We start from the raw sequence: 21,913 nt of genomic DNA on the forward strand, positions 1-21,913 counted from the left end.
AGGTCAGGCCCGCTCGAACACGGCCATGCTTTCCACGTGGGCCGTGTGAGGGAACATGTTCACCGCGCCAGCGGCCACACAGCGGTAACCCGCCTGGTGCACCAGCAGGCCGGCGTCACGTGCCAGCGTGGCCGGGTTGCAGCTGACATACACGATGCGCTGGGGGGGCACCCAATCGGGCACCAGGGTCGGGTCCTGGTGCAGGTCGGCCATGGCCTTGGCCAGGGCAAAGGCACCTTCACGCGGCGGGTCGACCAGCCACTTGTCGGCACGGCCGTAGCTGGCCAGTTCCTGCGGGGTCATCTCGAACAGGTTGCGGGCCACGAAACGGGTGCGGTCGGCCACGCCATTGGCGGCGGCATTCTCGCGCGAACGGGCCACCAGCTGCTCGCTGCCTTCGATGCCCAGCACGTCTTTCGACAGCGTGGCCAGCGGCAGGGTGAAGTTGCCCAGGCCGCAGAACCAGTCGATCACACGCTCGTCGGCCTGCACGTCCAGCAGGCGGATGGCCCGCCCCACCAGCACCTGGTTGATGTGGTGGTTCACCTGAGTGAAATCGGTCGGCTTGAACGGCATGGTGATGCCGAACTCGGGCAGTGTGTAGTCCAGGCCGGGCAGGCTGTCGTCCAGCGGGTGCACGGTGTCGGGGCCCTTGGGCTGCAGCCACCACGAGATCAGGTGCTGGCCATCGTTCCAGGCGCTGTGCTCGGTGGCAAAGGCCTTCAGGCGCTGCTGGTCAGCGGCCGTGAGGGGCTCGAGATGGCGGAGCACCAGCACGGTCACGCGGGTGCCCACGGCCAGTTCGATCTGGGGCAGGCGGTCACGGCCGTCCATGGCGCCGATCAGTTCGCGCAGCGGCATCAGCAGGCGGCTGACGTGAGGCGGCAGGATCTCGCAGGTGCTCATGTCGGCCACATAGCGCGATTTGCGCTCGTGAAAGCCCACCAGCACGGTGTTCTTCTTGGCCACATAGCGCACCGACAGGCGGGCGCGGTAGCGGTAGCCCCAGGTCGGGCCTTCGATGGGGCGCAGCAGGCGCTCGGGCCGCACCTTGCCCAGGTGCCAGAGGTTGTCCTCCAGCACGCGCTGCTTCACGGCCACCTGGGCGGCCGGGTGAAAGTGCTGCATCTTGCAGCCGCCACACAGGCCAAAGAACTCGCACTTGGGGGTGACACGCTGCGCGCTTTCGCGGCGCATCTCGCGCATCTCGCCCTGCTCCCAGTTGTTCTTGCGGCGGCCCACGTTCACACGGACCTCTTCGCCCGGCAGGGCGCCTTCGATGAACACAACCTTGCCGTCGGGGCGGTTGGCCACGCCCTGGGCTTCCAGGTCAAGGGAACGCACTTTCAGCCACTGCAGGTGCGGGGGCTGGTCGGCCTGGTCAGGCACCAGCCACTCGGCCGGCAGTGCGGTGGGGATGTCGGGGGTCAGGGGCGCATCTTCGGGCGCCTGCAGATGTTCGCTCATCCCCCGATTGTCTCAGAGGATGGGCCCCACCTGCTGCAGCCGCAGGCTCAGCGAGTGGGCAGCGAGCGGGCCGGATCCACCGGCTTGCCCTGCTTGCGGATCTCGAAATGCAGCTGCACGCGATCGGCGTCGGTGTTGCCCATTTCGGCGATCTTCTGGCCCTTGCGCACCAGCTGGTCTTCCTTGACACCCAGGCTCTGGTTGTGAGCGTAAGCGGTCAGGTAGTTGGCGTTGTGCTTGATGATGACCAGGTTGCCGTAGCCACGCAGGCCCGAGCCGGCATACACCACCCGGCCATCGGCAGCGGCATAGACCGGGTCACCGGACTTGCCGGCCAGCACGATGCCCTTGCGCTTGCCTTCTTCGAAGCTGGCCACGACAGGCGCTGCAGCAGGCCAAGTCCAGGACGGTTCATCGAGCTCGCGGGTGTCCTTGGCATCTTTGGGGTCGGCGGCAGCCGTGGTCGCGGCTGCGCCAGCGCCGGCCGTCGTGGCCTGAGAAGCCGAGGCAGAAGCGCCTCCGGCCATCGCCGTGGCGGTGCCCGCAGCGGCACCCGCAGTGGCCGTGCCAGGGGTGGCTGGGGCTGATGCGCCGGCATTGGCCACCTTGGCCGGTGCGGCAGGTTTGGCCTCCAGAGGGCGGGACTCGATCCGCGGCGCGGCAGCCACCGGGCGGGTGGCCACCGCCTGGGCGCCCTCGGGCGGCGCCACGCGCAGCACTTGCCCCACTTCGATCAGATTGGGGTTGTCGAGGTTGTTCCAGACCGCCAGATCACGCCAGTTTTGCCCCGAATCGAGCGCAATGCGGATCAGCGTGTCGCCCGACTTGACGGAGTAGTAGCCCGGCTTGCCGGCATTTTCAGCGCCGGGCAGCACACGGGCAGGCGCCGTGGGGGTGGCGGAAGCCGATGCACCGGCGCCCGAAGACGGGCCACGGGCACGGTCTTCGACCGGAGCCCGATGGTTTTGCGTGGCACAACCGGCCAGCAGGGCCACCAGCGCAGCGGCGAGATACAACCTGGGTGAGTGAGACATGGCGTGCAAGCGAAGCAGGAACTTCAAATCGTGCCGGATTTTAGTGGGACGAACAGCACCGGACCGGCACTGGCCTGCTGTAACTGTCCGTTCGGCAGGCGGTCGATCACCGTGAGCATTTGCTGGCCGGTGCGGGGGTCTTCCAGCGGGGCGATCAGGCGACCACCCGGGGCCAGCTGGTCGAGCCAGGCCTGGGGAACGGCCGCGCCACCCGCCGCAGCGATCAGGGTGTCATAGGGCGCGTTGGGCGCGTGGCCGAGCATGCCGTCGCCGAACACCAGGCGCACGTCCTGCCAGCCGGGCAAGCCCTGGCGCAGCCGGTCGAGGTTCTGGCGAGCCTTGAGGTGCAGATCTTTCAGGCGCTCGACCGACACCACGCGGCGGGCCAGGCACGACAGCAGCGCGGCCTGGTAGCCGCAGCCCGTGCCGATGTCCAGGCAATTGCCCAGGGGGCGGGGGTCATCGGGCGCCACGCCAGGACGCTGCACCAGCAGCTCGACCATGGAGCCGATCACCGAGGGCTTGGAGATGGTCTGGCCCAGGCCGATGGGCAGGCTGGTGTCTTCGTAGGCCTGGTTCACCAGGGCCGAATCGACAAACCAGTGGCGCGGGATGGTGGCAAAAGCCTGCAACAGCGCCGGGTGGCGAATGCCGTCGGCCTGCAGGCGCTCGACCATGCGTTGCTGCACCGCGCGTGAATCCATGCCCAGACCCGCAGGCGTGCTGGCAGGCGAGGCCAGGCGACGGCGGTCCTGCTCGGCCTGCTGCAAAGGGGCTTGCGGGCGCAGCAGCTCACGCACGGGCTGGGCGCGGGCCACGCCGCTGGCCACCTTGTCCAGGCTCAGCGGGAATCGCTTGGGGCGGGACTCGCTCATGCCGGGACGGGTCAGGCGGGCATCCAGCGCTGCCACTGCGGCAGGCGGGCGTGGTCTGTCATGTCGACCTGCAACGGCGTGATCGAGACACTGCCATCACGCGTGACCTGGAAATCGGTGCCCTGCCCTTCGTCGCGGGCCTCGCCGGCCGGACCGATCCAGTAGATGGGCTCGCCGCGGGGGTTGGTCTGGGCAATGGCTGGCTGGCTGGCGTGGCGACGCCCCAGGCGGGTGAGCTGCCAGGGCGCCTGAGCCGCGTCGGCCCGGTTGGGAATGTTCACATTCAGCAGCCAGGGACCGTGGGCAGGCGGGTTGGCCAGGACGTGATCGACCACGCGGCGAGCCACCTGGGCGGCTGCATCGAGGTGGGCCCAGCCCTTGTCGACCTGCGAGAAGGCGATCGAGGGAATGCCAAACAAGAAGCCCTCGGTGGCTGCGGCCACGGTGCCCGAGTACAGGGTGTCATCGCCCATGTTGGCGCCGTTGTTGATGCCCGACAGCACCAGGTCGGGCTTGGGGATCAAACCGGATGTGAGCGCCAGGTGCACGCAGTCCGACGGGGTGCCCGTGACGAACCGGAAGCCATTGGCCGCGGTGTGGATGGACAGCGGGCCAGAGAGCGTCAGGGCATTGGACGTGCCGCTGGCGTTGCGCTCGGGCGCGAAGACGTCGATGGTGCCCAGGCCTTCGCAGGCCTTGACCAGGGCGGCGATGCCCGGCGCGAGGTAGCCGTCATCGTTGGCGATCAAAATGCGCATGGGTGCATTGTAGGTGGCCCTGGGGCAACACCCCGACACCAAAATGCCTGGCTTGGGGCCCTTGTCGCAGCCCTGTCGCGCAGGATAATGGGGTGCAGTACGGGTGCGCCCGCTGCGGCTGGGGTCACACACATGCCGCCGTGGCGGCCCCGAGACACTTTCGGGAGCATTGGATGGCTGTCAAGGTTCTGATTCTGGAAGACAACCCGGTCGCTCGGGGCTTTCTGTGCCGCGTGGTACGGGAAAGCTTCAGCGACATCAGCGGCATCACCGAGGCCGGTGACCTGGAGGCTGTCCGCCGCCTGCTGGGTCATCGCCCCGGCCAGCGCCCTGCGCCCTCGGCCGAGCCCTTCCAGCTGATCTTGGTCGATCTGGAGCTGCCTGACGGCAGTGGTCTGGAGTTGCTGTCCGAGCTGACCGGCTACCCGGCCACGCGCATCGTGACCACGCTGTACTCGGACGACGAACACCTGTTCCCCGCGCTGCAATGCGGGGCTGACGGATACCTGCTGAAAGAAGACCGCTTCGAGGTGCTGGTCGAAGAGCTGCAGAAAATCGTGCGGGGCCAGCCCCCGCTGTCGCCTGCCATCGCTCGGCGACTGCTCACCCACTTCCGCACCGGCGAGCCCCTGCCGGGCGGCATGGCACCGCCGCCCGTGGCCCCGGCGCCCGCCCCCATCGACCACGAACGCCTGACCCCGCGCGAGAGCGAAGTGCTGACTTACCTCAGCAAGGGGTTCACCATCAAGGAAATTGCCAGCCTGATGGGCATCAAGTGGTTCACGGTGAATGACCACATCAAGTCGATCTACAAAAAGCTGAACGTCTCCAGCCGTGCCGAAGCGGCTGTGCTGGCCAGCAAACAGGGGCTGGTGTGAGCGCAGGCCCTCTGGCGTCTCCTGCACAACCTGGAGACGACAGCGCACAGGCCTCACTGGAAGAACTGCTGCGCGCGGCCGAACGCCCGCCGCGCTGGATGGGATGGCGACTGCGGCTGCTGGTGGCCCTGACCCTGATGGCCTTGGCGGGCATTCTGGGCGTGGCGCAATGGCTGAGCACCCAGCACCGCCTGCCCGTGGGCCTGCGCGCCGGGGCCGACGGGCAGGTGAAGCTGAACAACGCCCTCACCCCGGCCCTGCAGCGGCTGGAGGGGCAACCGATCGAAGGTCTGCGGCTGGAGCACAGCCAGCCCGATGGCCGGGTGCAGGTGCTGACCGCACCGATCGAGATGGCCACCCTGCAACGCAGCGAGCGCTGGATCCCCGAGCCCGAAGACCGACAGGCACATCGCCTTCAGCTGGCGCAATTGCATGCCCTGATCAGTGTGCTGCCGCCCGAAGGCGGCACGGTGTTGCTGGAACTCAGCCAGCTGCCAGGCGAGCCGGTGTTCGTGGGTCCCAGGGGTTGGGGCGGCATCACGCCAATGTTCTGGGTGCTGTCAGGCGGGGCGTTGATGTTGCTGGCAGCTGGCACCATGGTGCTGCTGGCTGGCCCGCAGTGGCGCAATGTGGGTTACCTCGTCCTGATGGGCACCCAGGCTGCGCACCTGATGCTGACCGGCACAGAAGCCAACCTGGAGCTGTTCACACCCGATTGGTTCGTGAAGCTCGATTGCCGCAGCCGGATGTGGCTGGACCTGGCCTCGGCCGCCGCCATGATCCAGGTGGCGGTGCTGCACCCTCGGACCTTGCCGCATTGGGTGCATTACACCGTGGCTGGCTGGGTGGCCGCGGGCATGCTCGGCCTGGCCTTGTCGGCGGGCTGGGTGCCTGCCTCGGCCTGGTGGGTGACGCTGCAAACAGGGTGCGCCGTGATGGCCCTGGCGGCCGTGGCGCTCATGACCCTGGCCCACCGGGAAGTGCCCCACCCCTTCACCCTGATTCTTCGGCGATTCACCCTGATCACCACCGGATGCTGGGTGCTGATGAGCCTGGCCCTGGCCTGGCCCGGCCACCGGCCGGACATGCAGCTGAACGTGGCGAATTTCGGGGTGCTGACCTGGCATGTGTTCTTTGCCTCGCAGCTGCTGCTGTCGCCCTACCTGACCCAGTCGCGCCAGATCCTGCAGGAGTTCTCGCTGCTGGCGGCCTCCAGCACGGTGGCAGCCTCGCTCGACCTGCTGTTCGTGGCGGCGTTCTCGCTGGGGCAGTTCACCTCGATGACGATGTCGCTGTTCCTGTCGTTCGGGCTGTACCTGAGCCTGCGGCGCTGGGTGCTGAGCCAGCTGCTCAACCGCGACAGCCTGAGCACCGAGCGTCTGTTCGAGCGCCTGTACCGCATTGCCCGGGAACTCGAGCGCCAGCCGCGCAGGGTGCATGAACTGATGGCCCGCCTGATGCGCGAACTGTTCGACCCACTGGAGGCGGCCGTGGTACATGGCCACATCCCGAGCACGCTGGTGCGCGGCAATGGGGGCCTGATGCTGGTGCGTCTGCCCGTGTGCCCGGCCGACATCGGCACGCCCGCCCAGCACCAGGTGCTGGTGCTGCGCCATGCGGGCCGGGGACAGCGCCTGTTCACCTCGGAAGACGCCCGGCTGGCCACCCGCATCATCGACCAGCTGCAACGGGTGCTGAGCTTCGACCAGGCCGTGGAGCAAGGCCGCAGCGAGGAGCGCACCCGCATCGCCCAGGACCTGCACGACGACATCGGCGCGCGCCTGCTGACCCTGATGTACCAGGCGCCCAACCCCGACATCGAGGAATACATCCGCCACACGCTGCAGGACCTCAAGACCCTGACGCGCGGCCTGTCGGTGCAGGGTCACACCCTGAGCGACGCCGCCAGCGAATGGAAACGCGACATCAGCCACCGCCTGGGTGCGGCCCGGGCCGAGCTGGACTGGGGCATTCAGATCGACCAGGACATCGACCTCTCGGTGGTGCAGTGGTCGGCGCTGACCCGCATCCTGCGCGAGCTGGTGAACAACACCCTGGCCCACGCCAAGGCGCGCAAGGTGAAAATCAGGCTGAGCCTGGCCGACGACGTGCTGGAGCTGTGCGTGGAAGACGATGGGCTGGGCCACCACCCGGAAACCTGGTCGCACGGGCTGGGGCTGGGCGGCGTGCGCAAACGGGCCAAGCAGCTGGGTGGCACCGTGCGATGGTCGGAAAACACCCCGGCGGGCATTCGCTGCGAGGTGCGGGTGGAGCACTTTTCGCGCAGCGACCCCGGCCAGAACGCGGGCCCAGGCACCAGCACGATGCCGCTCACGGGCACCTGAGCCCACCGCCAGGGGGCCCGCTCAGGTTTCCCACTGCGGCGTGTTGCGCAGCACTTCGTCGAGCGTGGTCAGGCCCTCGGCCACCTTCATGGCGCCGCCCAGGCGCAGCGGGCGCAGGCCATCGGCCACGGCCTGCTTCTTGATGCGCGCCATGTCGACCGCAGGGTGCATGCCCTGGCGGATGGCTTCGTTGATGGGCAGCAATTCGTACAGGCCGACACGGCCCTTGTAGCCGGTCATGCGGCACTCCAGGCAGCCCACGGGCTTGTAGGGACGCGGCGTGCCATTGAGGCGCCAGGGCTTGATGGCCTCGGCCAGGGCGCCCAGGGTGGCCGGGCTGTCGTCGGGCTGCTTGCAGGCCGGGCACAGGGTGCGCACCAGGCGCTGGGCCATCACGCCGATCACGGTCGAGCTGATCAGGTAGGCCGGCACGCCAATGTCGGTGAGCCGGGTGATGGCCGAGGCCGAATCGTTGGTGTGCAGGGTGGACAGCACCAGGTGGCCGGTCAGGGCCGACTGGATGGCCATGTCGGCGGTTTCGCGGTCACGGATTTCACCCACCATGATGATGTCCGGGTCCTGACGCATCAGGGCGCGCACGCCTTCGGCAAAACCCAGGTCGATGGCGGGCTGCACCTGGGTCTGGTTGAAGGCCGGCTCGATCATTTCGATCGGGTCTTCCACGGTGCACACGTTCACTTCTTCGGTGGCCAGGCGCTTGAGTGTGGAGTACAGCGTGGTGGTCTTGCCCGAGCCCGTGGGGCCGGTGACCAGGATGATGCCGTGGGCCCGCGCGGTGAGCTGTTCCCACAAGGCGGCTTCGTGGGGCGCAAAGCCCAGCGCGTCGAAACTCTTGAGGGTCTTGTCGGGGTCGAAGATCCGCATGACCAGCTTTTCACCAAAGGCGGTCGGCATGGTCGACAGGCGCATTTCGACCTCTTCACCCGAGGGGTTGCGGGTCTTGATGCGGCCATCGAGCGGGCGACGCTTTTCGACCACGTCCATGCGGCCCAGCAACTTGATGCGGGCGGTCATGGCCTGCATCACGGCCAGCGGCACCTGGTAGACCATGTGCATGACGCCATCGATGCGGAACCGGATGGCCCCCAGGTCGCGGCGGGGCTCGAGGTGGATGTCGGAGGCGCGCTGGTCGAAAGCGTACTGCCACAGCCAGTCGACCACCTGGATGATGCCCTGGTCGTTGGCGTCGAGCTGGCGGTTGGTCTTGCCCAGCTCGACCAGCTGTTCGAAGCTGTGGATCTGGGAGGCATCGCCCGTGCGCTTGTTGGCCTCCTTGACCGACCGGGCCAGGGTGTAGAACTCGGTGCGGTAGCGCTGCAGCTCCAGCGGGCTGGCCACCACCAGGCGCACCGACTTGCGGGTGTGGGCCAGGATCTCGTCCACCCAGGCCACATCGAGTGGCTCGCAGGTGGCAATGGTGACTTCGTTCAGGCCGAACTGCACGGGCAACGCGTGGCGGCGCTCGGCGTAACTGATGGACATGAGCTCGCCCACGCGGGCCACATCGACCTTGAGCGGGTCGATGCGCAGGTAGGGCAGGCCCACGCGGCGGGCCAGCCACTCGGTCAGGGGCTCCATGTCGAGGGCGGTGCCGGTGTCGGCACGGCTCAGGCCCAGACCCGCGATGCGCACCAGCGGGTGCTGCGCGCTTTGGGCCGCACTGAAGCGCTGTGCCACCTGCTCGGCCTGCGCGGGCGAGATCATGCCGTCTTCGGCCAGCCAGTTCACCAGATGGCGCCATTCGAGCGGGCCCTGGAAGGCCGTGGCAGGTTGGGGAGCGTTCATGCGGGCTTCACCTTCGGCGCAAGGCCGGACAGCAACTTCACCCATTTTGTCGCAGGCAGCTCCCAGCGGGCCTGTAAAGTTTCTGCCCGTGCGGCCAGAACGTCACGTTCAGGCAGATCGAAGCCTTTCCAGGCCAGCACGATGGTGTTGCCTTCGCGGGTGGGCTTGAGCATGGCCGTGCGGCCCTCGCCAAATGCCGCCGCGATGCGGGCTGCGCTGCGGTCAAAGCTGGCTTCACGGCCGAACAGGTTCACGGCCATCACGCCACCGTCGTCCAGCACCTGCCAGCAGGCCCGGTAAAAAGCCTCGTCGTCCAGCACCGGGCTGGCGGCTTCGTGGTCGTACAGGTCCACGCACAGAGCGTCGAAGCTGGCCGTGTGGGCCGCATCGGCCACGAAGCGGGCCGCGTCCATCTCGACCACATTCAGCAGGTCGTCGTTGTCGGGCAGGCAGAACCAGGCCCTGCAGGCCGCGATCACCTTGGGGTTGAGCTCGATGGTGGTGGTGGGCACCTTGAGCACGCTGTGGCAGTACTTGGTGAGCGCCGCCGCGCCCAGGCCCAGGTGCAGGGTGCGGGTGTCGGCCCAGCTGTCGGGGGTGCGCAGCAGCAGCCAGGCCATCATGCGCTGGATGTAGTCCAGTTCGAGCTTGAGCGGCTTTCGCACGCGCATGGCACCCTGAATCCAGGGCGTCTCAAGGTGCAGGTAGCGAAGGCCACCCTGTTCAGAGATGGTGGCGTCGGGCAGAACGGGAATGCGGGGCTTGCGTTTCACGGGGGCGAGTGTGGCACATTGCGGCGCCATGCCCCGCCCCTCGCAACGTCACCCGATCCACCCCGACGACGGCCCCCACAACGCCCTCTCCGCCCCCTTGCAGGGCCTGGGCCCGGTGGTGGCGTCGGGCGCACGCCTGCTGGTGCTGGGCAGCTTCCCCGGGGTGGCGTCCTTGAGGGCGCAGCAGTACTACGCCCACCCGCGCAATCAGTTCTGGCCCATTGTGTCCACGCTGCTGGGGCTGCAGGGTGACGAAGCCCTGCCTGCGCGGCCCTATGCCGAACGCGTGGAGGTGGCGCAAGCCGCTGGCCTGGCCATCTGGGATGTGTACGGCGCCTGCGAACGCGAAGGCAGCCTGGACAGCGCCATCCGTGCGGCACAGCTCAACGACCTGCCCGGCCTGATCCGCCAAGTGCCCAGCCTACGGCTGATCGCGCACAACGGGGGCGAATCGGCCCGGCACCGGCGCATCACCGAAGCACTGGGGCTGCCGGTGATGGCCCTGCCCTCGACCAGCCCGGCGAATGCCAGCTGGGGCTTCGAACGCAAGCTGGCGGCCTGGCGCGAAGCCTTCGAGCAGGCGGGGCTTGCCGTCAAGGGCTGATGGCGCAGGTCTGATTCAATCGGTCACAGCGGGCATCAGGGCCGCCAGGCGGGGCAAGGCCGCCAGGGCATTGGCGCTGGTTCGGGCGGCGGTCTCGTCCAGGCGCCAGCCCCGCAGTTCAGCCAGCGTGGCCGCGATGCGCGGCAGCTCGCCAGGCTCGTTGCGGCCATGGGCGGCTTGTGCATCGATGGCGCGCTGTTCGGCCGTGCGGTACAGCCAGTGCGGCGGGATGTCGGGCGCATCGGTCTCCAGCACCAGGGCCTCGGCAGGCAGGCCCTGTGCCAGGCGCCGGATCTGCAGGGCGCGGTCGAAGGTCATGGCGCCGCCAAAGCCCAGCTTGAAGCCCATGTCCACAAACGCCATGGCCTGCTGCTCGCTGCCATTGAAGGCGTGGGCAATGCCGCCGGCCAGCCCCCGGCCTTGCGCGTGCAGGCGGCGCAGGTGCTTGAGCAGGGTGTCGGCGCTGCGGCGCACATGCAGGATCACAGGCCAGCCCCCGGCATGGGCCAGGCGCAACTGTTCGGCGTACAGCACCTCTTGCGCGGCACGGGCCGCGGGACTTTGCAGCGCCGGCACGAAGTGGTCCAGCCCGATCTCGCCCACGGCCACCAGGCGCGGGTCGGCCGCATGCGCCGCCAGGGCGTCGGCCAGGGCCTGCACGGCGTGTTCACCCGCGCGCCGCAGCCACAGGGGGTGGGTGCCCAGGGCGTAGCTCAGGCCGTGGTGGTGGGCCAGTTGCCGCACCGTGGCGAAATGGTCGGGCACCACGGCGGGCAGCACCTGCATGCCCACCCCAGCCGCGCGGGCCCGGCCCACCACCTCGCGCACATCGGCCGAAAACTCGGGCGCGTCGAGGTGGCAGTGGGTGTCGATCCAGAGCATGCCGCGCCTGCTGTGGTGCAGGGTCAGACCGCGATGCGGCCTTCCTTGAGCCGGCACATGCGGTCGCAGCGTGCCGCCAGGGCCTCGTCGTGCGTGACCATGACCAGGGCACTGCCACGGGCCCGGGCCGAGTCGCGCAGCAGCTTGAACACGGTGTCGGCCGTGTGGCGGTCGAGGTTGCCGGTGGGCTCGTCGGCCAGCACGCAGGCCGGCTGCGTGACCAGGGCGCGGGCCACGGCCACACGCTGGCGCTCACCGCCCGACAACTCACCAGGGCGGTGTGCTTCACGCGCCGACAGGCCCACCTGGGCCAGCATGTCACGGGCCACCTTCTGGGCTTTTTCAAGGGGCTCGCGGCGAATCAGCAAGGGCATGGCCACGTTGTCCAGCGCCGAAAACTCCGGCAGCAGGTGGTGAAACTGGTAGATGAAGCCCAGGTGGCGGTTGCGCCACTGGCCCTGGGCGGCAGCCCCCATGCCCGCCCAGTCGCGGCCCATGAGCTGCACCTTGCCCTGGCTGGGGGCATCAAGCCCACCCAGCAGGTGCAGCAAAGTGCTCTTGCCCGAGCCGGAGGCGCCCACGATGGCGATGGATTCACCCTTGCGCACGTCAAGGTCGATGCCTTGCAGCACGGTGACATCCAGCGGGCCTTCCCGAAAGCGTTGCTGCACACCGTGCGCAGACAGGATGGTGTCCTGGTTCATGTGTTGCACCCCGGGCTCAGATCTTGAGGTACCAAGCGATGAACTGCTTGGCCACGAAGCCCAGCATGCCAAAGCCCAGCACCAGCAGCAGCACGAAGGTGCCGAACTTGCCGGCCTTCGATTGCCGGGCCAGCTGCACGATGATGAACACCATGTAGAGCATGAAACCGCCGATGCCGACGGTCATGCCCAGTTGAGCAATCTGCTCCTCGTTCAAGCCAAACATTGCACATCAACTTTCGCGCACCACGAGGTCGCGGTAGGCGTGCCAGCTGGCATGTCCCAGCACCGGCAACACCACGATCAGAAGGAACATCACGGAACCAAAGCCCACCAGGGTGAGCACCATGACGATGCCCGCCCACAGGCTGCTGAGCACCGGGTTGGTGGCCACGGCGCGCACGCTGGTCATCATGGCGCGGCGCACAGACACGTCCTTGCGGTCCATCAGCAAAGGCATGGTCACCAGCGACGAGGCGAACACGGGCGCGGCCATGGCGCCCCCCAGGATCACCCAGAACTCGAACAGGCCCGTGCCTTCGGGCGACACCATGTAGCGCAGGAACTCGGTGGGGGTGTGGATCGCACCCTGCGACCACCATGTGATCAGCGAGGCCGAGGTGACCACCCAGACGCTGCCCGCGATCATCAGCAGGAAGCCGAACAGCATCATGCGGCCGTCCCAGGTGGTCCAGACCGCCCGCACGGTGCGCCAGCCGGGCTCTCGTCCGAGATTGATCTCGCGGCTGACGGCGTACAGGCCCGTCACCAGCATGGGTGCGACCAGCAAGAAGCCTGAGAACGCGCCGGCCAGGGCCCAGAACCGGTCCCAGCCGACGTACAGCAGGAAGCCGCCAAACACGGCCATGGCCAGCCCGTGTCCCAGGCCGATGAAGGGCGCTTCCATGAAGTCACGCCAGCCCAGGGCCAGCCAGCGCAAGGTGCGCAGGGAATGGATGCGACGCACGTGCAGGGCATCGTCAGCATGCGGCATGGAATCACTCATAACGCAGGGCCTGTGCAGGTTGAACACGGCTGGCACGCCAGCTGGGATAGAGGGTGGCCAGCAGCGACAGCAGCAGCGACAACACACCGATGGGGACGATGTCGGCCGCCTGCGGCTCGCTGGGCATCTTGCTGATGAGGTAGATGCTGCCGGGCAGGAAGTTCACACCCAGCAGACGTTCGATGAAGGGCACGATGACATCGATGTTGAACGCCACCAGCAGGCCCAGGCCCAGGCCGGACACCGTGCCCATGACGCCCGACAGCGCGCCCTGCACCATGAAGATGCCCATGATGGAGCGCGGGCTGGCGCCCAGGGTGCGCAGGATGGCGATGTCGGCCTGCTTGTCGGTGACGGTCATGACCAGGGTGGACACCAGATTGAAGGCGGCCACGGCCACGATCAGCGTCAGGATGATGAACATCATGCGCTTTTCCACCTGCACGGCGTCGAACCAGTTGGCGTTGGTGCGGGTCCAGTCGCGCACGATGATGTCGCTGCCCAGTGATTCGGCCAGTTCGTTGCCCACCACACGGGCTTCGGTGGCTTGCTTCAGCTTGAGCTGCACGGCCATGGGGCCCCCGGTGCGGAACAGCTTGGCGGCATCCTGCACATGCATCATCAGCACGCCACTGTCGTATTCGTAATGGCCCGCCTGGAACACGCCCACCACCGTGACCTGCTTGAGGCGGGGCACCACGCCAGCCGGCGTGACCTGGCCGCTGGGGGCCACCAGGGTGAGCACGTCACCCCGTTGCACGCCCAGCGATCGGGCCAGCTCCAGCCCCACCACCACGCCCCATTGCCCGGGCTGAAGCTGCGCCAACACAGGCTGCATCTGAGCGGCCAATGGCGTGACCTGGGCCTCGGCCACCGGGTCGATGCCACGCACCATCACACCCCGCATGTCTTCGCCTCGGGCGATCAGGGCCTGGGCCGGGATGAAGGGCGCCGCCCCCACCACGGCCTTGTTCTGCTGAGCGCGCCGGGCCAGGGCCTGCCAGTCGGCCAGCGGTGCACCGGAGGCATCGAACAGCTCCACATGGGCAATGACCGACAGCATGCGGTCACGCACCTCTTTCTGGAACCCGTTCATCACCGACAGCACGATGATCAGGGCGGCCACCCCCAGGGCAATGCCCACCACGGACACGCCGGAAATGAAAGAAATGAACCCGTTCTTTCGGGCGCGGCGACCGGCCCGCGTATAGCGCCAGCCGATCCGCCATTCATAAGGCAAGGTCATATGCCCCGCAGTGTACCCATTCGATAATGCACCCATGGTTCAACCCACCGACCACCACCTCGTGCTGCCCTGGTCAGCCAGCCTGTCCGACGCCTGCCTGCAGGCCCTGCCCCGGCTCGATGCCCCGGGCGCCCTGCCCCACCTGCATGCGCTGCTGGGCCAACTGACCGATGCCCACTGGCTCAAGGGCGATGAATACGACCCGGCCGCCCCCCACGAGCGCGTGCTGGCACGGCTGCGCGGCTGGCCCGACACACAGGCACCATGGGCCGCCGACCAGGCTCGGCGGGACGGTCTGCAACCCGCCCCTGGGCAGGCCTGGGGCCTCTTGAGCCCCTGCCACTGGCTGATGGGCCATGACCACCTGACCGTGGTGCACCCGGACGAGTTGCAACTGAGCGAGACCGAATCCCGGGCCTTGTTCAAGCCCCTGCAGGAACTGTTCGAAAGCGACGGCTGGCAGATGCACTGGGCCACACCCACACGCTGGTATGCCGTGCACGACAGCCTGGCCCAGTTCCAGACGGCGTCGCTCGACCGGCTGATCGGCCGCAACCCCGACCTCTGGATGCCCGAGGCCACCCAGGCCCGCCACCTCAAGCGCCTGCAGGCCGAGGTGCAGATGATGTTCCACAACCACCCGGTGAACGAAGCCCGCGAGGCGCAGGGGCGGCTGACCGTCAACTCGTTCTGGCTGAGTGGCTGCGGCGTGGCCACCGCCGACCTGGGCGGCCCCCTGCCGCTGGGCACCCGGGTGGACGACAGCCTGCGCCAGGCCATGCTGCGCAACGACGTTACGGCCTGGGAGGCCGCCTGGCAGGTGCTGGACCAGGGGCTGGTGCACGAGGCCCTGCAGGCCCACGAGGCTGGACGCCGCGTGCGCCTGACCCTGTGCGGTGAACGCCATGCCGTGGCCCTGCAGGCTGCCGAACCGCAAGGCCTGATGAGCCGACTTCGCCAGATGTTCAAACCCGCCAGCCCCCAGGTGGCCCCTCTGCTTCAGGACCTTTGAGCCATGCAGTTCATCACCCGTGAAGTGCCACCCCGCGCGGCCTGGACCCTGGAGGAAGCGGGCCTGCCTCCGCTGCTGGCCCGCTTGCTGGCCGCACGCGGCATTCGCCAGGCCGACCAGCTCGACGACACCCCGGCCCGCCTGCTGCCCCCCAGCCAGCTCAAGGGCGCACAAGACGCGGCCCGCCTGCTGGCCGATGCCCTGCAGCAAGGCCGCAAGCTGTGCATCGTGGCCGACTACGACTGCGACGGTGCCACCGCCTGCGCCACCGGCCTGCGGGGTCTGGCCCTGCTGGGTTTTGCGCCTGAGCACCTGGGCTATGTGGTGCCTGACCGCGCCCTGCACGGCTATGGCCTGACCCCCCCCATCGTCGACCTGGTGGCCCAGCAAGGCGGTCAGGTGCTGATCACGGTGGACAACGGCATGGCCAGCCACGAAGCCGTGGCGATGGCCCGCGCTCAGGGCATGCAGGTGCTGATCACCGACCACCACCTGCCCGTGGTCGATGCACAGGGGCGGTTCAGCCTGCCCGAGGCCGATGTGATCGTGAACCCCAACCAGCCGGAGTGCCCGTTCCCATCGAAGGCGCTGGTGGGCGTGGGCGTGATGTTCTACGTGCTGCTGGCAGTGCGCGCCGAACTCCGCCAGCGGGGGGTGTTTGACGCCGCCACCCAACCACGCCTGGAGGCCCTGCTCGACCTGGTGGCCCTGGGCACGGTGGCCGATGTGGGCAAGCTCGACGAGAACAACCGTCGGCTGGTCTCGCTGGGCCTCAAGCGCATCCGCAAGGGGCACATGCAGGCCGGCATCGCCGCGCTGTACCAGGCCGCCGGGCGCGATGCAAGCAAGGCCAGCAGCCAGGACTTCGGCTTCACCCTGGGCCCGCGGGTGAACGCGGCCGGCCGCCTGGCCGACATGCGCCTGGGCATCGAATGCCTGCTGACCGATGACCCGGCCCGCGCACAGAGCCTGGCCGTGCAGCTGGACGGCATCAACCGCGAACGGCGCGAGCTGGAGTCGGGCATGAAGGACATGGCCGAGGCCAGCCTCGACCGCCTCATGCCCGAGGGCGAAGCACCTGCGGCCATCAGCCTGTTCGAACCCGAGTTCCACGAGGGCGTAGTGGGCATCGTGGCCTCGCGCCTGAAAGACCGCCTGCACCGCCCCACTTTCGTGTTCGCCATGGGGCAAGATGGCCTGCTCAAGGGCTCTGGACGCAGCATCCCGGGCTTTCACCTGCGCGACGCACTCGACCTGGTCAGCAAGCGCCACCCGGGCCTGCTGCGCAAGTTCGGCGGACACGCCATGGCCGCAGGCTGCACCATCCTGGAGGAACACTTCGACACCTTCGATGCGGCTTTCCGGGCCGTGGCCGAGGCCCAGCTCGACGCCGACACCTTGCAGCGACGCCTGCACACCGACGGCCCGCTGCCTGCCGAGGCCTATGCCGCCGAGGTGGTGGCCGAGCTGGAGCAGGCCGTGTGGGGCCCGGGTTTCGAGCCGCCCGTGTTTGCCGACCGGGTGGAGGTGCTGAACCAGCGGCTGGTGGGCGAACGCCACCTCAAACTCAGCCTGAGGGTGAACGGCCAACAGCGTGACGGGATCTGGTTTGGGCGCTCAGAGCCGCTACCCGACCAGGCATGGCTGGCTTACCGGGTGGCCGTGGACGAGTTCCGAGGCCAGCAGCGCGTGCAGATGGTGATCGAGGCCCAGGCCGATGCCTGAGCCCGACAGGCCGCCTCAGCCCTTGTAGGCGTTCAGCGCAGCGGCCGTGCGGGTGCGGGGGCCGGCTGTGGGGGCGGTGCCCGCGGGAGCATCGGCGTCGCGGGGCAGCAGCACGTCGAGCGTGCGCGAGATGGCGTGCGTGGCGTAGTGCAGGTTTTGCTGCAGTTGCACGACGCGGGTCTGCGCCAGGCTCAAGCGGTGGCGCAAATCGGCCGACATCGGGTCAGCGCCGGTGGCGGCAGCATGGCGAAAGGCACTGAGCGAATCGGCCAGGGTGCGGTGCAGGTCTTGGGCACAGGTTTCCAGCCGGGCCGGATCAGGCTGGGCCAGGGCCTCATCGAGCTCGCGCAGCCGGGCCTCAATGGCCTCGACATGCGCGCGGATCTCGGGGTGCAGGCTCATGCGTCAGACCAGGGCTCAGGACACGCGGGGGCTGAGCAGTTCTTTCGCGTTGGCGATCAGCTTGTCGGCTATCACTTCCGGATTGACCTGGTAGCTGCCGTCGTCGATGGCCTGCTTGACCTGCGCGACCTTGTCGGCATCGAAAGCGGGATCCGTGCCATTGAGCAGCGATGCCGCGGTGTTGGACAGCGTGACCTTGGCGCTCGAGCCAACGCCGCCGTCCAGCGAGGCGGTCTTGCCCGACGTCTTGGTCGAGACCGTGCTTTCCGTGCGGGTGCCGCCGCCCACACCATTGATGGGCTTGTCGGAGGGGTTGCCGATCTTCATGTTGAACTCCTTGCTCCTGGTACAGACCAGGTGGTGATGTCAGCGATATCGTCGCCCCCGTGCACGACTTGAGTATCAAAGTGCAAATTCCCCTTGTTCAGGGGAGCCAGCAGGCTGAAACACGTGCGGGAAGACGCAGACCTCATAGCAAGACCTCTGCCATGCGTTCCGCCACCGGCCGACCGCAAATGATGCGGCCATTTTCGAAGCGGATCCTGGCACATTGTCCCTCATCACCATGCGAAATGGCCAGCCCCTCGGCAGACGCGGCAAAACCCGGCCCACGGACCTGAACCGTGACCGGGTCACCTGCGGCGAACCACCGCCGCTGCCGAAGATCGTCCTGTCTGACACTTTCCCCTGGGTCGACCGGCCGAACCAACGATCGGCCCACCACGTCTTCCACCCGCTGAAAAGCCGGTGAGGCCGACGAGGCCAGGTCGGTTTCCCCCAGCCGCACATCGGCAGCCTGGATGGGTTGCCCGGGCTTGAGTGGCACCACGGCCACCACCGCCGCCGCCCACACCTTGACCTGCACAGGCCAGTACACATTCCAGCGCACGGCGCCTTGCTCGCAGCGCATGCCCACCTTGGCGCGGCCCCACAGTCGGGTGCCTTCGGGCAGGTAGGCGCGCACCTTGTCACAGGGGGCCAGTTTCAGGCGAGGGTCGAGTTCACCCAGGGTCACCTCGACACGGGGCGACTTCTGCCCTTTGGGGCCAGCAGGCTGAACCGTCTGCGCCACCGTGTCGACCTGCCCTTTGATCAGGGCGTCGAGTTCGGCGCGCAAGTCCTGTGCGTGGGCGGGCTGAGCCCACAAGGCCAGGAGGCACAGCAGGCACCAGGCCAGCAGCACCGCCGCGCTGATGCGCAGGTGTTCGGACATCACCGGAAGGTCCGCCACGCTGTTGCGGTGGGGCGCTGTCCGGCTCCAGGCAGAGGGATGACGATGAACTTTCATGGGTATTGACTGTAGGCAGGCACACCATGAAATGGGGAGCGAAATGCGGGACAAACGGCCTGTTATTCGGCCTCATGTTCGGGCAGTGGCCGACACACCATGCCTGACATGCGCCGCAGGAGGTGTGAACCATGTTGAACAAGATCACCGACAGCCTGAATTTCAATGCTGAAGCGCTCCGCCTGCGGTCGGAGCGCCAACGCCTGCTGGCCAGCAACATCGCGAACGCCGACACGCCCAGCTATGTGGCGCGTGACTTCAACTTTGGCGAAGCCCTGAAGCAGGCCACAGGCCAAGGCTCGGTGGCCGCCAAGGGCCTGACCGGTCCCACAGGCGAGCCTCGCACCCTGCGCATGCCCACGCTGGCCCTGGCTGGCACCCAAGGCACCCACCTGGCCAAAAACGGCCTGCCGCCCGGCAGCAATGCCAACGAAGAGATGACCTACAGCCTGCAGTCGATGACCAACCTGGACCGCAACACCGTGGACATGGACCGCGAGCGCGCCAACTTCACGGACAACACGGTGCGCTATGAAGCCACGCTGCGTTTCCTGAACGGCCAGATCAAGACCCTGAACACGGCCATCACGGGCCAGTGAAGGAGCTGAACGATGTCGATGTTCAAGATCTTCAACGTGTCGGGCTCGGCGGTCAGCGCCCAGGCCCAGCGCCTGAACGTGGTGGCCTCCAACCTGGCCAATGCCGACACGGTGGCGGGCCCCGACCGCAGCCCCTACAAGGCCCGCCATGTGGTCTTCGAGACCACGCCCATGGGCGATGTGGGCACCGCGGGTGTGCGCGTGACCAATGTGAAGGAAGACGACACCCCTGGCCGCCGCGTGCACGACCCCAAGCACCCGCAGGCCGACGCAGAGGGCTACGTGACCTATTCCAACGTGAACGCCGTGGAGGAGATGGTCAACATGATCTCGGCCTCGCGCTCGTACCAGAACAACGTCGAGGTCATGAACACGGCCAAGAGCCTGTTGCTCAAGACGCTTCAGATGGGCCAGGGCAGCTGATGCCTGACAACCGACATCGCCATTGAAAGGACGCTCCCATGACCACCATCACCGCCACCTCAGGCACCACCACCGCGGCCACAAGCGCCAAGGACAAGACCACGGAAATGAACGAAGCGTCTGATCGCTTCCTCAAGCTGCTGGTCACGCAAATGCAGAACCAGGACCCCATGAACCCCATGGACAACGCCCAGGTGACCAGCCAGATGGCCCAGATCAACACGGTCACGGGCATCGAAAAACTGAACACCACGCTGGGCACCATGAGCAGCAACTTCACGCAACTGCAGATGCTGCAGGGTGTGAGCATGGTGGGTCACCAGGTGCAGGTGGAGGGCAACCGGCTGTTTGTGGACAGCGACGGCGTGGCCTCTGGGGGCTTCAACCTGAATGCCAGCGCCGGCAATGTGCAGGTGGACATCACCAACGGCGCAGGCAAGGTGCTGGGCACGCTGAACGAGGGGGCGCTGGCGGCCGGTGAACACGGCTTCGTCTGGAACCCGCCGGCTGGCACCGACACCAGCAACCTCAGCTTCAAGGTGCGCGCCACCACCGGCAACACCGCCGTGGGCAGCACCCCCCTCATGACCGATGTGGTCGATGCCGTGCGCACGGGCAGCGGCGGCCTGAACCTGCAACTGCGCTACAGCGGCGACACCGCTTACAGCAGCATCAAGGCTGTGGCCTGAACCACCTCGCCCTTTCATCTTCCTGACGCTCACCTTCGGAGTACACCATGGGCTTCCAACAAGGACTTTCTGGCCTGAACGTGTCCAGCAGCAACCTGCAGGTCATTGGCAACAACGTGGCGAACGCCAACACCTACGGTGCCAAGACCGCCCGGGCGGAGTTTGCCGACGTGTATGCGAAGGCACTCAACGGCGCTGGCTCGGTACAGATCGGCATCGGGGCCCGTGTGGCCACCGTGGCCCAGCAGTTCACGCAAGGCAACATCTCGACCACTGAAAACCCGTTGGACCTGGCCATCAATGGCGACGGCTTCTTCCAGGTGCAGCGCTGGGACGCCAACAGCAGCACGGGCACGATCTCGCAGGCGGGGCCGGTCATGTACACCCGCAATGGCCAGTTCAAGCTCGACAAGGACGGCTATGTGGTGACCAATGAAGGGCACCGCGTGCTGGGCCAGCAGACCGGCACCATCGACCCCACGGCCCCGGTGAACTCCTACCCTGTGCGCCTGGGCCTGAGCGGCGGCACCGCCAACCCGACCAGCCTGATCACGGCCAAGATCAACCTGGCGGCCAATGACGTGCCCGAAGACCCGGTCAATACGCCCTTCAGCTTCAACAATGACGAGAGCTACTCGTACAACACCTCCCAGACGCTGTACGACCCCTCGGGTGAAGCCGTCACCGTGCAGTACTACTTCCGCAAGACCGCCACCGATTCGTGGTCGGTGTACGCCTCGGCCAACGGCACCACGTTGAACCCCGACCCGTCCACAGGCGAACCCTTGCCGATCGCATCGGTCGACTTCACGGCCGACGGCAAGGCTCCCTCAGCGGTCTTCGATTCAGGCGGCAACCTGGTGACAGGGACCACCGTGACGCTGCCAGACATTCCGGCAGGCACGTCGTCGCCCACGCAGTCGTTGTTGAGCGGCATCCAGCTCGATCTGGGTGGCAGCACACAGTTTGCCGGCAAGAGCTCCATCAACAGCCTGAGCCAGAACGGTTATGCCAAGGGTGACTTCGCCAGCTTCGCGGTGGACACCACGGGCGCCATCCTGGTGCGCTACACCAATGGTCAGACGGTCAACGAAGGCCAGCTGATGATCGCCCGCTTCAACAACCCGCAAGGCCTGCAACCCGATGGCGGCAACAACTGGCTGCGCACCGAAGCCTCTGGCGAGGCACAGATCGACAAGCCGGCCACCGGCAAGATGGGCCTGGTGCAAGGCGGTGCGCTGGAGGAGTCGAATGTGGACCTGACCGGCGAACTGGTGAACATGATCGTGGCCCAGCGCATGTACCAGGCCAATGCCCAGACCATCAAGGCCGAGGACCAGATCCTGCAGACCCTGGTGAACCTGCGCTGAGCCTGACGCCTGACGGCCTGACAAGGA

General features: G+C 67.4%; 23 protein-coding genes. 9 read left to right on the top strand and 14 right to left on the bottom strand.

What is annotated here, in order from left to right; genetic code table 11:
* Positions 1-3: 3 nt before the first annotated feature.
* From rlmD to surE, 4 genes are read right to left on the bottom strand one after another with little or no spacing between them, the layout of a single operon-like run.
* Complete coding sequence (rlmD, locus tag EYS42_RS05810; RefSeq protein WP_130966900.1) at positions 4-1,467, bottom strand: 23S rRNA (uracil(1939)-C(5))-methyltransferase RlmD; 1,464 nt, start codon at positions 1,465-1,467, stop codon at positions 4-6.
* Between the two features lie 47 nt (positions 1,468-1,514).
* Positions 1,515-2,501 (bottom strand): peptidoglycan DD-metalloendopeptidase family protein, encoded by a 987-nt coding sequence (locus EYS42_RS05815; protein WP_130966901.1) that lies wholly within the window; start codon positions 2,499-2,501, stop codon positions 1,515-1,517.
* Positions 2,502-2,524: 23 nt separating this feature from the next.
* Positions 2,525-3,376 carry a protein-L-isoaspartate O-methyltransferase gene (gene pcm, locus EYS42_RS05820; protein ID WP_130966902.1) on the bottom strand — a complete coding sequence of 284 codons (852 nt, stop codon included), beginning with the start codon at positions 3,374-3,376 and terminating at the stop codon, positions 2,525-2,527.
* A gap of 11 nt (positions 3,377-3,387) precedes the next feature.
* The gene (gene surE / locus EYS42_RS05825; RefSeq protein ID WP_130966903.1) at positions 3,388-4,134 is read right to left on the bottom strand and encodes a 5'/3'-nucleotidase SurE; all 747 of its coding nucleotides are present in this window, start codon (positions 4,132-4,134) and stop codon (positions 3,388-3,390) included.
* Positions 4,135-4,307: 173 nt separating this feature from the next.
* Between surE and EYS42_RS05830 the strand changes: the two genes are divergently transcribed.
* Together EYS42_RS05830 and EYS42_RS05835 are read left to right on the top strand one after the other, a co-directional pair.
* Entirely contained in the window at positions 4,308-5,012 is a 705-nt protein-coding gene (locus tag EYS42_RS05830) for a LuxR C-terminal-related transcriptional regulator (protein WP_130966904.1), read from the top strand.
* Positions 5,009-7,357, top strand: coding sequence for a sensor histidine kinase (locus tag EYS42_RS05835; protein ID WP_130966905.1), 2,349 nt, complete (start codon positions 5,009-5,011; stop codon positions 7,355-7,357). Before EYS42_RS05830 ends, EYS42_RS05835 begins: the two co-directional genes overlap by 4 nt.
* A gap of 21 nt (positions 7,358-7,378) precedes the next feature.
* On the opposite strand, the gene tfpB is transcribed toward EYS42_RS05835, so the two are convergent.
* Positions 7,379-9,163: a type IV pilus assembly ATPase TfpB gene (gene tfpB, locus EYS42_RS05840; protein WP_130966906.1), complete on the bottom strand. Its 1,785-nt coding sequence runs from the start codon at positions 9,161-9,163 to the stop codon at positions 7,379-7,381.
* A complete protein-coding gene (locus EYS42_RS05845; RefSeq protein WP_245503523.1) occupies positions 9,160-9,936 on the bottom strand; it encodes a spermine/spermidine synthase domain-containing protein in 777 nt (258 codons plus the stop codon). Before EYS42_RS05845 ends, tfpB begins: the two co-directional genes overlap by 4 nt.
* A gap of 28 nt (positions 9,937-9,964) precedes the next feature.
* On the opposite strand from EYS42_RS05845, the gene EYS42_RS05850 reads away from it, so the two are divergent.
* Positions 9,965-10,540 carry a DNA-deoxyinosine glycosylase gene (locus EYS42_RS05850; protein ID WP_130966908.1) on the top strand — a complete coding sequence of 192 codons (576 nt, stop codon included), beginning with the start codon at positions 9,965-9,967 and terminating at the stop codon, positions 10,538-10,540.
* A gap of 15 nt (positions 10,541-10,555) precedes the next feature.
* Here the strand turns inward: EYS42_RS05850 and EYS42_RS05855 are convergent, their stop codons facing one another.
* From EYS42_RS05855 to EYS42_RS05875, 5 genes are read right to left on the bottom strand one after another with little or no spacing between them, the layout of a single operon-like run.
* On the bottom strand, positions 10,556-11,422 hold the full coding sequence (locus EYS42_RS05855) for a TatD family hydrolase (RefSeq protein ID WP_130966909.1): 867 nt from the start codon (positions 11,420-11,422) through the stop codon (positions 10,556-10,558).
* 23 nt (positions 11,423-11,445) lie between these two features.
* On the bottom strand, positions 11,446-12,126 hold the full coding sequence (locus EYS42_RS05860; protein WP_130966910.1) for an ABC transporter ATP-binding protein: 681 nt from the start codon (positions 12,124-12,126) through the stop codon (positions 11,446-11,448).
* A gap of 16 nt (positions 12,127-12,142) precedes the next feature.
* Entirely contained in the window at positions 12,143-12,352 is a 210-nt protein-coding gene (locus tag EYS42_RS05865) for a DUF2788 domain-containing protein (protein ID WP_130966911.1), read from the bottom strand.
* A gap of 6 nt (positions 12,353-12,358) precedes the next feature.
* A complete protein-coding gene (locus EYS42_RS05870; protein ID WP_245503524.1) occupies positions 12,359-13,120 on the bottom strand; it encodes a DUF2189 domain-containing protein in 762 nt (253 codons plus the stop codon).
* 4 nt (positions 13,121-13,124) lie between these two features.
* Positions 13,125-14,378 (bottom strand): lipoprotein-releasing ABC transporter permease subunit, encoded by a 1,254-nt coding sequence (locus EYS42_RS05875; RefSeq protein WP_130966913.1) that lies wholly within the window; start codon positions 14,376-14,378, stop codon positions 13,125-13,127.
* Between the two features lie 34 nt (positions 14,379-14,412).
* Here EYS42_RS05875 and EYS42_RS05880 point away from each other — a divergent pair, with 34 nt between their 5' ends.
* Both EYS42_RS05880 and recJ read left to right on the top strand, forming a co-directional pair.
* On the top strand, positions 14,413-15,390 hold the full coding sequence (locus EYS42_RS05880; protein WP_130966914.1) for a hypothetical protein: 978 nt from the start codon (positions 14,413-14,415) through the stop codon (positions 15,388-15,390).
* 3 nt (positions 15,391-15,393) lie between these two features.
* Positions 15,394-17,115, top strand: a complete 1,722-nt coding sequence (gene recJ / locus EYS42_RS05885; protein ID WP_130966915.1) for a single-stranded-DNA-specific exonuclease RecJ — start codon at positions 15,394-15,396, stop codon at positions 17,113-17,115.
* 15 nt (positions 17,116-17,130) lie between these two features.
* Here the strand turns inward: recJ and EYS42_RS05890 are convergent, their stop codons facing one another.
* The 3 genes from EYS42_RS05890 to flgA all read right to left on the bottom strand — a co-directional run bounded on the left by EYS42_RS05890 (position 17,131) and on the right by flgA (position 18,730).
* The gene (locus EYS42_RS05890; protein ID WP_130966916.1) at positions 17,131-17,517 is read right to left on the bottom strand and encodes a hypothetical protein; all 387 of its coding nucleotides are present in this window, start codon (positions 17,515-17,517) and stop codon (positions 17,131-17,133) included.
* A gap of 15 nt (positions 17,518-17,532) precedes the next feature.
* Positions 17,533-17,844, bottom strand: coding sequence for a flagellar biosynthesis anti-sigma factor FlgM (flgM, locus tag EYS42_RS05895; protein ID WP_130966917.1), 312 nt, complete (start codon positions 17,842-17,844; stop codon positions 17,533-17,535).
* Between the two features lie 142 nt (positions 17,845-17,986).
* A complete protein-coding gene (gene flgA, locus EYS42_RS05900) occupies positions 17,987-18,730 on the bottom strand; it encodes a flagellar basal body P-ring formation chaperone FlgA (RefSeq protein WP_130966918.1) in 744 nt (247 codons plus the stop codon).
* A 206-nt stretch (positions 18,731-18,936) separates the two neighbouring features.
* Here flgA and EYS42_RS05905 point away from each other — a divergent pair, with 206 nt between their 5' ends.
* From EYS42_RS05905 to flgE, 4 genes are read left to right on the top strand one after another with little or no spacing between them, the layout of a single operon-like run.
* The gene (locus EYS42_RS05905; protein WP_130966919.1) at positions 18,937-19,404 is read left to right on the top strand and encodes a flagellar basal body rod protein FlgB; all 468 of its coding nucleotides are present in this window, start codon (positions 18,937-18,939) and stop codon (positions 19,402-19,404) included.
* Positions 19,405-19,416: 12 nt separating this feature from the next.
* Positions 19,417-19,827, top strand: coding sequence for a flagellar basal body rod protein FlgC (gene flgC / locus EYS42_RS05910; protein ID WP_130966920.1), 411 nt, complete (start codon positions 19,417-19,419; stop codon positions 19,825-19,827).
* A gap of 38 nt (positions 19,828-19,865) precedes the next feature.
* Entirely contained in the window at positions 19,866-20,516 is a 651-nt protein-coding gene (locus EYS42_RS05915; RefSeq protein WP_130966921.1) for a flagellar hook assembly protein FlgD, read from the top strand.
* A gap of 47 nt (positions 20,517-20,563) precedes the next feature.
* On the top strand, positions 20,564-21,886 hold the full coding sequence (flgE, locus tag EYS42_RS05920; RefSeq protein ID WP_130966922.1) for a flagellar hook protein FlgE: 1,323 nt from the start codon (positions 20,564-20,566) through the stop codon (positions 21,884-21,886).
* Positions 21,887-21,913: the final 27 nt, after the last annotated feature.

Source organism: Aquabacterium lacunae, assembly GCF_004310865.1.
GTDB lineage: Bacteria > Pseudomonadota > Gammaproteobacteria > Burkholderiales > Burkholderiaceae_C > Aquabacterium > Aquabacterium lacunae.

Coding starts and splice junctions, on each gene's coding strand:
- rlmD (WP_130966900.1), bottom strand. CDS start 1,467: ATGAGCGAACATCTGCAGGCGCCCGAAGATGCGCCCCTGACCCCCGAC.
- EYS42_RS05815 (WP_130966901.1), bottom strand. CDS start 2,501: ATGTCTCACTCACCCAGGTTGTATCTCGCCGCTGCGCTGGTGGCCCTG.
- pcm (WP_130966902.1), bottom strand. CDS start 3,376: ATGAGCGAGTCCCGCCCCAAGCGATTCCCGCTGAGCCTGGACAAGGTG.
- surE (WP_130966903.1), bottom strand. CDS start 4,134: ATGCGCATTTTGATCGCCAACGATGACGGCTACCTCGCGCCGGGCATC.
- EYS42_RS05830 (WP_130966904.1), top strand. CDS start 4,308: ATGGCTGTCAAGGTTCTGATTCTGGAAGACAACCCGGTCGCTCGGGGC.
- tfpB (WP_130966906.1), bottom strand. CDS start 9,163: ATGAACGCTCCCCAACCTGCCACGGCCTTCCAGGGCCCGCTCGAATGG.
- EYS42_RS05850 (WP_130966908.1), top strand. CDS start 9,965: ATGCCCCGCCCCTCGCAACGTCACCCGATCCACCCCGACGACGGCCCC.
- EYS42_RS05855 (WP_130966909.1), bottom strand. CDS start 11,422: ATGCTCTGGATCGACACCCACTGCCACCTCGACGCGCCCGAGTTTTCG.
- EYS42_RS05860 (WP_130966910.1), bottom strand. CDS start 12,126: ATGAACCAGGACACCATCCTGTCTGCGCACGGTGTGCAGCAACGCTTT.
- EYS42_RS05865 (WP_130966911.1), bottom strand. CDS start 12,352: ATGTTTGGCTTGAACGAGGAGCAGATTGCTCAACTGGGCATGACCGTC.
- EYS42_RS05870 (WP_245503524.1), bottom strand. CDS start 13,120: ATGCCGCATGCTGACGATGCCCTGCACGTGCGTCGCATCCATTCCCTG.
- EYS42_RS05875 (WP_130966913.1), bottom strand. CDS start 14,378: ATGACCTTGCCTTATGAATGGCGGATCGGCTGGCGCTATACGCGGGCC.
- EYS42_RS05880 (WP_130966914.1), top strand. CDS start 14,413: ATGGTTCAACCCACCGACCACCACCTCGTGCTGCCCTGGTCAGCCAGC.
- recJ (WP_130966915.1), top strand. CDS start 15,394: ATGCAGTTCATCACCCGTGAAGTGCCACCCCGCGCGGCCTGGACCCTG.
- EYS42_RS05890 (WP_130966916.1), bottom strand. CDS start 17,517: ATGAGCCTGCACCCCGAGATCCGCGCGCATGTCGAGGCCATTGAGGCC.
- flgM (WP_130966917.1), bottom strand. CDS start 17,844: ATGAAGATCGGCAACCCCTCCGACAAGCCCATCAATGGTGTGGGCGGC.
- flgA (WP_130966918.1), bottom strand. CDS start 18,730: ATGTCCGAACACCTGCGCATCAGCGCGGCGGTGCTGCTGGCCTGGTGC.
- EYS42_RS05905 (WP_130966919.1), top strand. CDS start 18,937: ATGTTGAACAAGATCACCGACAGCCTGAATTTCAATGCTGAAGCGCTC.
- flgC (WP_130966920.1), top strand. CDS start 19,417: ATGTCGATGTTCAAGATCTTCAACGTGTCGGGCTCGGCGGTCAGCGCC.
- EYS42_RS05915 (WP_130966921.1), top strand. CDS start 19,866: ATGACCACCATCACCGCCACCTCAGGCACCACCACCGCGGCCACAAGC.
- flgE (WP_130966922.1), top strand. CDS start 20,564: ATGGGCTTCCAACAAGGACTTTCTGGCCTGAACGTGTCCAGCAGCAAC.